Source organism: Entomomonas moraniae, from assembly GCF_003991975.1.
GTDB lineage: Bacteria > Pseudomonadota > Gammaproteobacteria > Pseudomonadales > Pseudomonadaceae > Entomomonas > Entomomonas moraniae.
In genome coordinates this window covers 114,588-127,823 of record NZ_CP029822.1, presented here as the reverse complement: position 1 = coordinate 127,823, position 13,236 = coordinate 114,588, and the positions used below count along the sequence as shown (strand labels likewise).

General features: G+C 38.2%; 13 protein-coding genes. 3 read left to right on the top strand and 10 right to left on the bottom strand.

The features are described from left to right. Positions 1 to 51 precede the first annotated feature (51 nt). Both DM558_RS00685 and DM558_RS00680 read right to left on the bottom strand, forming a co-directional pair. On the bottom strand, positions 52 to 1,038 hold the full coding sequence (locus tag DM558_RS00685) for a tetratricopeptide repeat protein (RefSeq protein ID WP_127161602.1): 987 nt from the start codon (positions 1,036 to 1,038) through the stop codon (positions 52 to 54). Further along, complete coding sequence (locus DM558_RS00680; RefSeq protein WP_127161601.1) at positions 1,028 to 4,240, bottom strand: hypothetical protein; 3,213 nt, start codon at positions 4,238 to 4,240, stop codon at positions 1,028 to 1,030. The genes DM558_RS00685 and DM558_RS00680 overlap by 11 nt, the downstream gene beginning before the upstream one ends. Positions 4,241 to 4,476: 236 nt before the next feature. Here DM558_RS00680 and DM558_RS00675 point away from each other — a divergent pair, with 236 nt between their 5' ends. Next, positions 4,477 to 4,689: a hypothetical protein gene (locus tag DM558_RS00675; RefSeq protein ID WP_127161600.1), complete on the top strand. Its 213-nt coding sequence runs from the start codon at positions 4,477 to 4,479 to the stop codon at positions 4,687 to 4,689. Between the two features lie 790 nt (positions 4,690 to 5,479). On the opposite strand, the gene DM558_RS00670 is transcribed toward DM558_RS00675, so the two are convergent. The 6 genes from DM558_RS00670 to DM558_RS00645 form a co-directional block, all read right to left on the bottom strand. After that, entirely contained in the window at positions 5,480 to 6,190 is a 711-nt protein-coding gene (locus tag DM558_RS00670; protein ID WP_228411778.1) for a tetratricopeptide repeat protein, read from the bottom strand. After that, entirely contained in the window at positions 6,171 to 7,337 is a 1,167-nt protein-coding gene (locus tag DM558_RS00665; RefSeq protein WP_127161599.1) for a contractile injection system protein, VgrG/Pvc8 family, read from the bottom strand. The genes DM558_RS00670 and DM558_RS00665 overlap by 20 nt, the downstream gene beginning before the upstream one ends. Then, positions 7,334 to 7,660, bottom strand: a complete 327-nt coding sequence (locus tag DM558_RS00660; protein WP_127161598.1) for a hypothetical protein — start codon at positions 7,658 to 7,660, stop codon at positions 7,334 to 7,336. Before DM558_RS00660 ends, DM558_RS00665 begins: the two co-directional genes overlap by 4 nt. A gap of 514 nt (positions 7,661 to 8,174) precedes the next feature. Continuing rightward, on the bottom strand, positions 8,175 to 8,723 hold the full coding sequence (locus DM558_RS00655) for a hypothetical protein (RefSeq protein ID WP_127161597.1): 549 nt from the start codon (positions 8,721 to 8,723) through the stop codon (positions 8,175 to 8,177). 275 nt (positions 8,724 to 8,998) lie between these two features. Beyond that, positions 8,999 to 9,352, bottom strand: coding sequence for a YgiW/YdeI family stress tolerance OB fold protein (locus DM558_RS00650; protein WP_127161596.1), 354 nt, complete (start codon positions 9,350 to 9,352; stop codon positions 8,999 to 9,001). A gap of 102 nt (positions 9,353 to 9,454) precedes the next feature. Then, on the bottom strand, positions 9,455 to 10,477 hold the full coding sequence (locus DM558_RS00645) for a quinone-dependent dihydroorotate dehydrogenase (protein ID WP_127161595.1): 1,023 nt from the start codon (positions 10,475 to 10,477) through the stop codon (positions 9,455 to 9,457). A 94-nt stretch (positions 10,478 to 10,571) separates the two neighbouring features. On the opposite strand from DM558_RS00645, the gene DM558_RS00640 reads away from it, so the two are divergent. Together DM558_RS00640 and DM558_RS00635 are read left to right on the top strand one after the other, a co-directional pair. After that, positions 10,572 to 11,315, top strand: a complete 744-nt coding sequence (locus tag DM558_RS00640; RefSeq protein WP_127161594.1) for a methyltransferase domain-containing protein — start codon at positions 10,572 to 10,574, stop codon at positions 11,313 to 11,315. An 18-nt stretch (positions 11,316 to 11,333) separates the two neighbouring features. Continuing rightward, positions 11,334 to 12,155 carry a TatD family hydrolase gene (locus DM558_RS00635; protein WP_127161593.1) on the top strand — a complete coding sequence of 274 codons (822 nt, stop codon included), beginning with the start codon at positions 11,334 to 11,336 and terminating at the stop codon, positions 12,153 to 12,155. 21 nt (positions 12,156 to 12,176) lie between these two features. Here DM558_RS00635 and DM558_RS00630 read toward each other — a convergent pair whose 3' ends face one another. Further along, positions 12,177 to 12,476, bottom strand: coding sequence for a hypothetical protein (locus tag DM558_RS00630; protein ID WP_127161592.1), 300 nt, complete (start codon positions 12,474 to 12,476; stop codon positions 12,177 to 12,179). An 8-nt stretch (positions 12,477 to 12,484) separates the two neighbouring features. Next, positions 12,485 to 13,192 (bottom strand): hypothetical protein, encoded by a 708-nt coding sequence (locus tag DM558_RS00625; protein ID WP_127161591.1) that lies wholly within the window; start codon positions 13,190 to 13,192, stop codon positions 12,485 to 12,487. Between the last annotated feature and the right edge of the window lie 44 nt (positions 13,193 to 13,236).

Genomic DNA, 13,236 nt, shown 5'->3' with positions numbered 1-13,236 from the left:
ATGAGATACTTCCTTTCTTGAGTTACTGCCCTTGTTTTTCGTACCGCGTTTCTAGTGAAACGCAGGATAATGGTATTTGGTGTAGTATTCTGATAGCGGCGGATGTTCTTTTTGCCACTGTTCAGCATAGGCTTTGGCTTGTTCTAGCTGTTCTTTTGATAACACTGGCATATGGTCTTTTATGATGCTTTCGGCAAGCGTACTGTTTCTTGTCTTATGAGAAACCAGTAAGCTAAACAGTGCATAACTTTTTACTAAATCTTGCTGAATATTGAATTCATTTTCCCCACCATCTTTTAAAATAACGGCATAAGAGAAGATGGCATCAACATAACCCGTATTCACCGAGTTGATTAAGTATTGTTGTGCTTCATCGATTTTTTTTTGCTTACGTAGAATATAAGCATAATCGTACATTGCTTTGGGGTAGCCCTGCTCCGCGGAGGCTTTTGTCCATTTAGCCACAGCGGCTTCACGTAGTTCAGGGGTTGCAAAGTGGCCTGCACGATCATCGTATTTTCTGGCCAAGGTGTATTGTGCCACGGGGTCACCGGCGGCCGCGCCTTTTTCTAACCACGACAAATCATCGGTCATTAGGTAGAGTTGTAGCATGGCTTCGCCATCGCCTTGTTTAGCCTTAGCCAGTGCTTGTTGTTTGGCTTTGTTGCGCCATGCTGTTGTATCAATATTTTTGGGGCATTGGTTAAAGGTTTTGCACCAGCGATCATTGCCACTAAGACGCATCATGGCGTAGATATCGCCTTGCTCGGCGGCTTGTTGGTACCAGTAAGCGGATTCGTCTGTGAGCATTTGGTCTTTTTGGTAGCGACAGTCAGCGTAGTAGTATTGGCTATCTTTGTCACCTACCTCTGCCGTTTGTTTTAAATAGGGAGCGGCATGATTACAAAGTCCGATCATGTAATAGATAACTCCTTGTTCCTTGGCTTGTTGTTGCTCTGGGGTTAAAAGGGCAGCAGTAGCCGCAAAACTGAGGCTCAAGCAACTTAACAATAATAAAGAGAAGATTTTATTTTTCATAATGAGGTCCTGTGTAGCGCCATACTTTGATTGTATCAGACATGCCCATCGTATTAACGCTTTGTAACCAACTTTTTTCATCAATTAATTCACAATATTGGTTAATATGGCTGCCAAGCTTTTCAATATAACCATTATAATCAGATAACAAATCTTTATGTCTTTGTTTTTTTAAAGCTGAAGACCAGCCCATAAAGGTATCTAACCAAGCTTTTTTCAGGCAGTAGGTGGATTTGGGATCATTCTCTTTTTTGCCATAAACGTTCATGCGCGAGACGGCTTTTTCAAATAAAAGTTGAGTAGCATTGGGTTTATTTGCACTAAAGGGTTGATCTTCATTGGCCACAAGCCACCCCAAGACATTAACCAATGCTTGCTGTTGGTTAGCTCGGATGTTTTCATCAAAATAAAGCCAATTTTTACCGCGCTGAAAACTGGTTAGTGCTAATAGAAAAGGCCCAAGAGCCTCAGGCGGAACAGTTTTTAACCAGCGTTGTAGCTCTTCGGCATAGCGAGGGTCGATTATTCGCGCTGCAATCATGTCTTCATTACCAGCACCCATGATGGCATCATACACTTCCATCAGTTTGGAAAGGGAGAGTGTCACCAGAAATACAGGAGCACCGATCAGTAAAAACAGGGTGTACATGGCGCTTAGGTATTTAAATGCCTCGGGGGAAATAAAGCTTAAGTGAACGTATTTAACTTCGCGCAGCAGTTTACATAATAACCGAAAGACGTCGGCCAATGACTGGTAGTCTATTTCAAACGCGACCGAGTCGCTTGTCCCCACGCCCCAGATTAATGACACTTTGCAGACAAAGTAAAACTTGCCGCGGTGTAAGCCAAACCCTATTTTGCCTGAGATACCCGCACCAGATGCAGCAGCAGCGGAAACTTCTAGGTTGGCTAGTACACGGTAGTCTTCTTGGTAGGGGTACAGGTTGAGTATTTCTGTGCCTCGCTTTAGTTCAAGCGGCGGAATCCAGCGTAATTCACCCATTAGGTTAATACCTGCTTGCACCCCTAGAAATACATCAAACTTGGCTGAGGCATCTTTGGAGGTGGCTTGGTAGAGGCTTTGTAAGCTAAGCTGACTTTTGTTGACGCCTATTGAGACTTGACCACTCATGAGTAAGCTAGCCCCAGCAAACCCCCATGCTTTGGCAAACAGCCGCATGTAGAAGCTACCAAAGTCGATGGTGCATTGTTTGCCTTCTTCATCTTGATAGGTGATTTTAAGGTGTCTTAGGTCGTCATTGGGTTGTGGAAACATGAAGTCAAATAGGGTTACTTCGCCTTTGGCGGGCGAAATGATTAGTTTTATTTCGCCACTGGCAATTGAGGCGGTGGCTAGTTTGTTTTTCTCTTGAGGTACGTCGCCTTTGCTTTTATCGACAACGGTTGTTTTTTGAATAGGACTATTTTTTTCTTTTTCTGCTTCTTCTTTGAGCTCTTGTTCGTTTTTTCCTCGTTTAAGGCTTAGGGTTTTACCTGAGACTTTGCTATTGACCATTTGACCGTCATCACAAAAGGCGCGCATCATCGCTGCCCCAAAGCTCGTATCAAATAACATGATGTTTTTAGTGATGCTTTGTGCAAACAGTATATTCCTTAAGCTTTCACCCCATTCGTTTTTTGTTTGCTCATCTTTGAGTGTTTTAATTTGGTAGTTTTGTTTTTCTAGATGCTTAAAGAATGCTTGGTAATCAAATACTTTGATATTGTCATTATCTATTTTTTGGTCTTTGTAGAACCATTTTTCATCAACTTTGATGGCCACATTGCCTTGAGTTTTTAGGTAGTTTTCAAAAATTTCAGACTCGGTGCGCTTTTCATTTAAATTAGCGATGGGGACTTTTTTTATGGAGTCAACCAGTTGCTCTTGTACTGCCTTAGAGAGGTCACCTATGGCTAGGTGTGAGAGTTTGCTGATGATGTTTTCTGAAGCGGGCGTTGAGTATTCTTGTAAGGGCATTACGGCCTTGTATAAAAAATCGACAGGCTTAGGATTAAATTGTGAAGCATCCCAGATACAGAGCATAGGGACGTTTAGATTATCAATGTTTTTTTCGGCTTGTTCTCGTCGCGTTTTAATATCTTGATCGAGTGTGTATATTTTGTTGATGTAGTTTTGAAAAACAAAGGTAGGCACTAAAGTGGCATTGCGACCGAGGGCTTTTGACCAGCTTTCAAATTCGTTATTTAGTTTATCGAGTTCTGCTTGGCGTTCTTCAAAGAGTGATAGGTAGCTTAGATAGTCAGCTAGCCCTTTTTCTGCGTTGGCTGGGCAAAAGGCAAATTCGCTAACAGCGATACCGCAATTGGCCAGTTCGGTAATGGTGGTAAGGTTTTTACTTAGGGCATCTTTTCTTTTTGTTAGTTCTCGAGAGGCGCGATAAAAGTCAAGCCCGTACGACGCTGCACACTCATCATCGTTGCATTGCAGTAAGTTTTCTTGAATCGATGAGTACGCTTCTTGGTAATAGGTTATTGCTTCGAAAATCGATTTATACTGGCCTTGTGAATTGAGTTTAATAACGTCTTCTTGGCTTTGTGCATATTGTTCAAGAAGTTCTTTAACTTTTATTTGGGTTGCATTATAGATTTGGCTACCCACCAGTTTATAACCGCTCGATTCAGCCGTACTGATGGCCTTTCGTTTAAGCGCTTCTACGTCTTTTTCGAGTTGATTCATCTCTTTGTTGCCCGTTAGTATTTGGGCTGTGCTGTAATTGGTTGCCGCATAATCTTGGGCTATTTTCGGTGCAATTTCTGTATCATAGATTTCTTTTTTTCTTTGTTGTTTTTGCTCGTATTCTAGTTGTTCTTGATCTGACAGAAAAGAATGTAGTTGTGGTGTGACAAATAATTGGGTTATTTGTCTTTCGCTTAGTGCCTCTAGACGTTTTTCGGCGGTTGCGAGTTTAATGGCTTGAGTAAATTTATTTTCTGCCTCGCCTAATGCATTGGCAGTGTCTTCATTAATAAGCCAAAACGTTCGATTATTTGGGAGATAGATAATATCGTAAAATTCTTTTTTGGGGCTACAACCAGGGTCTTTACTGTTTTTTATTGCTTCTGCTGTTGCGCTTTGCAATACGGTGTTGAGTGTTAAGTCGATGGTTTTTACTAGGTATTCATTGAAACCTAGCACCACGGTATCTTTTTGGGTTGTGCTGTTTTTTTGTTTATCTGCCATGATGCTTCCTTATACTAACTGTTCCAATGCGTTAACTTTTTTATATGTGAGGACATCTTGATTTAAGATTGATTGAACTTCAGGCTTCATTGCAAAATCGTCTTGTTCTAAGCAGGGTTTTACAAGTCGTTGTAAGTAATCTACTCGCTCTATACCTTTGTCATTAAGTACTTTTAGATTGATTAGTACTCTTGATAATTGGTTATCAGTTATATTGGGGTTAAGTTGATAAAAATGTGTTGTACTTTGACAGTACCGCACCCGCTAAAAACTTGTTAGATTGCGCCACTAAACGTATTTATCTGGCGGGTGATCTTTCCACTATCGTTAATGAAGTCGATAATCTACCCACCAAAGCGATTAAAAAAATGATTCTCGCCAGTGAGTTATTAAGAAGTGATTCGTTAGCGTTAATAGAGACGGTACAAAATCGTTATCGAAGTCAATAATTAAATACTCTTTTGTTTATTTGCTATAAAAAGACCTGTTGATTAACGGGTCTTTTTTTGGACTCCAGAAACTTAAAAAAAAGCATTTTAAAGTGATTTTTAAACTGTAGTTTTCTGTAGTAGTTAGAGGGTATAAATTCCATTTTTGAACTACGGTTTTACCTAGTAGTTTTAGTGTTTTATTTTTTCTACATTCCTTGCTAACCAATAATTACAGAAGAATAAATATCATTTCATTAGAAGTAACTAAAAAACCTTCAAAATAGCCATGACATATCTACTCACATGAGGGTATAAAAATATACCTCCTTTTGTACCCCTTTTAATAATGATGTCAATAGATATATAAATGACCGTTATAGTATATAATCATTAAATAGCAGTAGTTATAAATAACTAAAAAATAATAATAGATTATTATATATTAATGTTCGAGACCGTCCCCTGGCACCATATACAAAGCCTAGTTAATTAAATTAACTAGGCTTTTTTAATGCCTTTTATTTATTATTTAATCTATTCCCATCCTCAAATAGCACTCAATACTTCACAAAGCCAAAAAACGGATTTTGTAGCGTAAGCCTTAGTTACAATCTAATGGTGTAGCGAGACTCACCTGCATGACGTTTAATGCATCTTTACTCATAGTTTATTGTGGCCTTGTGTCGGGATGATCAACATCGTAGCCTCGGGTGGGATGACGTGGTAACAGATACTCTTTCATTAGGTTTGGGAAAGTTAAATTAGGGTTCTTTCTGAGCTGTGCATAAAAACCCTTATAGATATTCGATCATTCTGGGTTAGGAAGATAGCCAAAGTTATAAGCTTTAGGCTCTTCTCTAAACATATTCATAATAAACATAAAACTTTTTGTACTACCCAAAGAAGCGGCGCGCAGATAATAAAAAGCAGCCAAAGGCATATTTTGTTTAGAGACATAAAAAAAGTCTGCTACTTCAATTAATGCTTCAGTATTATCTTGAGCCCCCGCACAACGAAAATAGGCTTCAGCAAGGTCATCACGCTGTTGGCCTTGTGGTAAGCCAAAGGCAAAGTGGTTACCAATGGCTACTTGAGCAAGGGGGTAGCCCAGTTCGGCGGCACGGTGCATATAGCTGGCGCTACCGCCTTTTTGGGCATTTTTAACTTGGCCTCGTTGTATCGCCACCGCCCAGTTGTAATAGCCCATGGGTACTTTGAGTTGTACCATTCGGGCATAAAGGGCGAGCATGCGGTCTTTGTTGGGCACAATACCGGTAGGGTGGTCTAGTTTGTCATTAACGTTGTAAGCCCCCTTACGGTAGAGAATGGCCAAATTGTTCATGGCTTTCCAGTGGTTAAGGTCGATGGCTTTTTGGTAATTGCTTTCGATCAATGGCCAGTTGCGAACTCCTGCTGATTTTTCCAGCTGCCGAGCGGTTTGAAAATATTGGTCAGCCTCTTTACTTAATGGCGGGTTGTTGTCTTTTTCGTAGGCGCATTTAATTTGTGGGTAAGCCATAAGAGCTCCTGTCCAGAAACTGAGTAATAAAAGAATAACAAGGTAAGATAAAGGACGGTGATAAATCCACGGCATAAGCATATCCTGTTGTAGTGTCCCAAAAACGTACAATGTGTGCGGCTAGGGGTTGGCGCTTTGCCTTATATTTCCAATTATCATTCATAAAATTATTCCAATGCTCATAATTAGCAACGGCATCACATTTTATGGCTACACTGGAATTATTATCTGGGTTATCCATTGATTCTGTAGCATGCATTTCCCATAGTTCTTTACGCATTTTATAACCTAGCGCTGCATCGGGCACGGCAATACCTGATTCAGAATCAGCCCACAGACTGAGAATATTGATATTGGCCGAAGCAATCAAGGTAAAGATATCGTCTACCACCAGCACTTTGCTGTGGATGTAGATACTGCGATAGCAGGCATACTGTGCCTGTTCATAGGCAGAAATGGTATGGGTATTGTCGCAAGCCAAAGTGCCTATTAATACTTTTAAGCCATCAATTTCTTCTAGTTCAAACGGTTTTTTACCATCAACCCCTTCAATGTCATAGCCCTGCCCTACCTCAGACATTTTTTCGATGTCTTCGGTGGTTTGAACTTGTTCTATATGGTCTTTATCGGTTTGACTCATGTCGCTATCGTAGGTACTTGAGTTAAACCAATTGACCGGGTTTAGGTAGTGCAGTAAACCGCGCTCATGGTGTGACTGGCGTTGCGCCTCGGGCATTAGCTGTTGTTGACCGAGTTCTTTTAAGGCGGCGTAGGTGGTTTCGGTCGTACTGCTGTTTAGATTGACATCAAAGCGTTTAAACTCAGGATGGTCAGCAACAAACCCTGTATCTGGAGCATATGTAAAATTATTATCTAGATTCGGGAAATAGTTATTATCATCACATAAGATCATACAATGATTATCTTCATTATGTTGATAAAAAATATTGATACCTTCCTCTTCACAAAGCCTGTGAACAAAGTGAGCAGTAGTCTCTTCATATTGGCAACAAAACTCGCGTTTAGGATACTCTTCTTTGAGCTTAAAGACAAAATCCATACCATCGCCTTGCTGACAACCTTTTTCAGACAGCACCATGCTAATAATTTCAGGTACCGATTGATCAACAAACGCACGTTGATTCACTTCATTGTAAAGATGATAGAATTTGGGGCTAGGATGATTCTAAATAAAGAATATTCATGACCAATGGCCGCACGCTTAACAGAAAGGATGATCCCATTAATCCCTTGTTTTTTATTAGGAGTAAAGGATAAATAAGCCGACTTGCTCAATAGTTTGGTGATGTCATAACGCAAGTGCTTTGACACTAACGTAACTTCAAAGATGTATTCGCTGTTGACAGCTTCAATACCATCAAATGCCAGTACCTGAAGCTTTGAGCCTTCTCTGTTTTCTACGCCCTGAATATCGAGACTAAAGATGGTTTGATTAGCTGTGTAAAACATATAGCGTACTTCCCTTATGACTACTACATTTCAAACAATGATTTATAGTTATTATAATCCATATAACTCATAATAAACTAACCTAATACCTAGCATTTTAGCATTAAACTTTAGTCGAGTAAGTAAATAAAATTCTCTTTTACAAAAACAAGTTATAATCAAAATATAATTCAATAAATAAAAAAGAGTTACTTTAACAATAAAATTAATAATGATTAATACTTTTCTTAATAGATCATAATACTTATTATAAAAAATATTCTACAGCTGAAGTAGCGATTTCAATTGTTACATTTAACAACTCTTGTTATTTTTAGCATTGTTAAATACCAGCAGAAACTAGGTAACCTTTTATTAGCTTAGTACACGGGCTATCTCTTTTAGTAAAGAAGATAAACAGTATTGGATTTGCTTTATATTGATTGTACTAATTTTAGTTTTTAAAGTAGAAAGCTGATTGCATAATTAATCTGCCCCATTAAAAAAGCCCTTTAGTATTAAAGGGCTTTTTGTGTTAGTTTTTTGTTTTAAGCTTAAGTAATTGTACTGCCAAACTACTTTCTTGTATGCCTTTTACCGTTTGCCCCGAGCTATTTGTTCCATTCATCAATAAAGGATCTGACATTTTATTATTGATCAACGTATTTGATTTCTCTTCAAATTTTTTCTTTAAGCATTCCTTCGTAAGCTCGTAATGCGTAGTATAAAAGGACATAAGAACAGTCTGTTGAGAATCCGGTGCATTATTTAACTTGTAATCAATATAAATTTCTATCAAGTCATAAGCATTAGCCAACTGCTCCAATGAACCAGAGTTTTTCTCAAGATACTGCTGTAAAAATAATTTCTCTTTTTCAAAATCCTCATAATTAACTGATTTCTCGTAAAGGAAATAATTAAAACCGTCAATATCATCTATCTCTTCTAGCAATAGGTTAAAATCAGATGTCTTTAGTAATTGCTTTTTTGAGGCTTTACTTAATTCATAAAACTTATAAATCAATAAGCTTAGAAGTATTACTAAAATAAACAGTACAAAAATTGCAAAGAAATTATCTGTCATGTAACTACCTATATATAATAATAGTGTTTAAATTATCGCTCTACAGGCAATTTTAGCAAACAGTATACACTGACCTTTAACACAACACAAAATTATTACTTTAACTCATAATATAAAAATTAAAGAATACTATTTAGTTGCCTGACTATAATTATATATAAATAACAGACTATTTTATTAAGCTAGATCATTATAAACAAAAACAAATACTAGAATTCAAGCTATAAAAAAGGATCATTATCGATCCTTTTTTATATAACCTAACATGAGAAAAACTATTGATTCACTTTACGAATACTATCAACATCAATTTCAACAGAATTCCAATCCTTATCTACTTCACCATAAATTTCAATTTGATCATTAGCACCTATGGCTAAACCATTCCAATCATCATCATCGATTTCGATCGTTATCTCACCCGTGCTGTCTTTAAATAAATATTTTTCATCCCCCAACTGTTTTACAATCGTTCCATGTAATGTAACTTTTGTGTCATCACGCATTTGCTTAGCTTGCGCAACATTCACAACACCTGTAGATTTTGGCCCTGTATAACCGCCCTGCTGTGCTAACACTCCTGTACATCCAACAGTCAGCAATGCAGCGATAAGTAATGTTTTTTTCATAATAAATTCTCCCAATTTATTTAGAAAAAAATCTGCCAGACCAGTTTTAAAGACAAAAGCCAGACTTTTCTCTTTAAATACTAGCTACTGGTATTAAGTATATTATTTTTTGGGCAATATATTCTCTTTTTTAATAGCCGCTACTGAATCACTAATCAGTTTATTACCATGGTATATAAAGCCTGTGTAGACCTGTACCAATGATGCACCTGCTTTTAACATTTGTACGGCATCACTTGCCTTTGTAACGCCACCTGATGCAATAATCGGTAACTTGCCTTGTAAAGTTTCTGATAAAAAGCTAACCATTTTACAACTTTGCTCAAATAGCGGAGCACCTGAAAGGCCACCTATTTCAGTGCCATGGGGCAAATGTTTTACTGCCTCACGCGAAATGGTTGTATTGGTGGCGATAACAGCATCCATCCCAGAATCAACCAGTGTGTTAGCTATAAAGGCTGTTTCTTCATGGGTCATATCAGGTGCGATTTTAACAGCAATAGGGACATAGCAATTATGTTGTTGTGCTAGTGCTTGCTGCTTAGATTTAAGAAGATCTAACAACTTTTTAAAGTGATCACCAAATTGTAAAGTCCGTAGTCCTGGGGTATTTGGAGAACTTAAATTAACCGCAATATAGTCAGCATAAGGATAAACTTTTTCTAGACAAATTAAATAATCTCTCTCTGCCTCATCAACGGGTGTATCAAAATTTTTACCAATATTAATGCCTAAAATACCTTTGTATTTTTTTGCCTGAACATTGGCAATCAAATAATCAACACCTTGGTTATTAAAACCCATCCGATTAATAATCGCTTCTGCTTGTAGCAATCGAAATAGCCGTGGCTTTGGATTACCGGGTTGAGGTCTAGGGGTAACTGTACCAACTTCAATAAACCCGAATCCTTGAGAAGCAAGACCATCGATTGCATCACCATTTTTATCAAGACCTGCAGCTAGCCCAACAGGATTGTCAAAATTAAGCCCCATCACATTAACAGGTAGTGTTTGGCTACAGCTACCACAACACAATTTACCGCGAATTTTTAACGCTTGAATGGCTAAGTCATGAGCTGTTTCAGGATCGAGTTTAAATAATAATGGGCGAACCAATTTATACATAATGCCCTCAAATAGAGAAAATAATAGTTTCTTATTATAACCACTTCACTCTAAAATACGGTATAAAATTCTATTGACTCAAGTTAAGTAAACTATGACAGATCGCTATTTTGATGAGTTGGCAGGCCGTTTTGCTGAGAAAATTTATGGCAGTACAAAAGGAGCTATCCGCCTAGCTGTTTTGCAGCAAGACCTCGCTACGGTTCTTCCTAACAAACCAATCAATGTATTGGATATTGGCGCGGGGCAAGGGCATATTTCTCTCTGGTTAGCGCAACAAGGGTATCATGTTACGGTCACAGAGCCTTCTGCGGTTATGCTTGATACAGCAAAAGAACAGTTTGCACAAGCGAAACTCACCGCTGACTTTATTCAACAGCCATGGCAACAACTATCATTTAATCAATCTTTTGATTTAGTCATTTGCCATGCGGTGCTAGAATGGCTAGCTGACCCATTGAGTATTTTAGATACTCTCAAAACATTTACTCACCCTAGAGGGACGCTTTCACTGGCTTTTTATAATAAAGATGCCTTAATCTATCGCAACTTATTAAAAGGCCACTTTAAGAAATTAAAAAAACAACAGTTTTCTGGTGAAAAGCAAAGTTTAACCCCACAAAATCCTATCGCCTCTAATGAATTAAAACAGGCCATGAATACTGATTGGGAAATTATTGCGCAAAGTGGAATAAGGGTATTTCACGACTATATGCCCTTTGACTTTCAAGCTAAAGCAGACCCAAATGAGCTCATCGAAATGGAACTAGCCTATTGCAAGCACCCTACATTCTCAGGCTTAGGTCGTTATACTCACTGGCTCTGTCAGCCTAAATAGAACACGAGAGAGAACTTTATGGAACATCAATGGCTCATTGATATTGGTATAAACTTAACAGATAAAAGCTATAAGCATGATCTCAATGAGGTGCTTAATCGAGCATATCAGGCCAATGTATTGCAAATGGTAATAACGGGCACAAGCGAACAAGAAAGCCAACAGGCATTAGCACTTTGCCTTTCTAACGACTCTACTACAACACGATTATTTAGTACAGCAGGGATTCACCCTCACCATGCTAAGGACTGGAATAGCGATACACTAACAACCTTAAGGCAATTACTCATACAGCCAACCGTCAAAGCTGTTGGCGAATGTGGATTAGACTTTAACCGTGACTTTAGTCCTAGAGCAATGCAAGAAGCTGTTTTTGAAGAACAAATTGCACTGGCTGTTGAATTGAACAAACCCGTTTTTTTACATGAGCGTGATGCAAATGATCGTTTTATGAGTATTCTCAAACAGTTTAGAGATCAGCTACCTGCTGCCATTGTTCATTGTTTTACAGGTGATAAGAAGACTTTGTATCACTACTTAGATATGGATTTACATATTGGTATTACAGGTTGGATTTGCGATGAGCGGCGGGGCGAACATTTACAACCACTGGTTAAAGATATTCCTACTGGGCGTTTAATGCTTGAAACAGATGGACCTTATCTGCTTCCCCGCACACTGGATATAAAACCTAAAAATAGGCGTAATGAGCCCGCTTTTTTACCTGAGGTACTTAAAACTGTTGCCCATTTTCGTAACGAAACTAAACAACAAACAGCACACCATACTACTCAATGTGCACAAAATTTTTTCCAACTCCCTTTGGAGATAAAGAGATAGAGCCCTATCTCTTTATTAAATTTAGTACGTTGTAGACAACTCTTTTAATCGTTCGCCTATCATATCGAATTCTTTCTTCTGACCCGGCGTTAGGGCTAGCTCTTCATTTTGCAACTCACTAAAACGTGTCTTTAATGCTTCTTCGCTCATAGCATTAATTTGTTCTTTTGTTAATTTTGGCTTTTCATTTACTTCAATTACATAATTAGGAGCAACTGTCACAATATGTGATTCTTTATAAGGATTTTCAGAGGTTTCTTTATTAGAGCACCCCAACAGCCCTAAGCTAAGCAAGCAAAAAACAATGCATAATTTCTGCATAATAAACCCTATTGATCTAATCTAAACATATTTGTTTGTGCGGGAAATGCATTCGGCTTTGTTTCTTTTGGTATTTTTGGCGTTGTTAGCTCAAACAGAGCAAAACCTATGACACCAATGTTTGCATCTGTACCCTCACGGCTACCTTTAATATAAGGGCTTTCTTTTTCATAAAAAACAAATGGCTTGTACTCACTCTTAGTTTGACGAAAACCTCTTACAGTGATGGTATTACCGGGAAATAAAATATAACCGGGATTGCGATAACTGCCATCTTTACCTGTTACACTATCAATGCCATCCGCAGTAACAATGACTTCATACCCTGTATTACTGATATTTTCAAAGTAAAGCGTGTAATTTTCCCCTTTAACACTTTGAATATAGTAATCACCTTTTGACTGAACAATAGGGATTTTTTTACCATTTTTATCTAATACTGTCACATTAATACGCCCTTGAGCAAAAGCTGGAGAATCAACAACCATACCTTGCGCAGGGCTAGCAGAATAATAAATAGTACCCACTGTAGTAGGCTCTGTAGAAAAGCGAGCAGCGTCAATATACTCTTCTTTGGCCTCTGCGCCATCTCCCCAAATGGGGCCCGTTTGTTCAAGCTCAGGTAAATCGGCCACAGGTTCTTTATGACTAGAACAGCCTGCTATTAATAATGGAGTTAAAAATAAAGTCATAACAAATGGGCTAAAAAGCTTCATACCTTACATCCTTTAATAGGAGGAACTTATTAATAGATAAATTA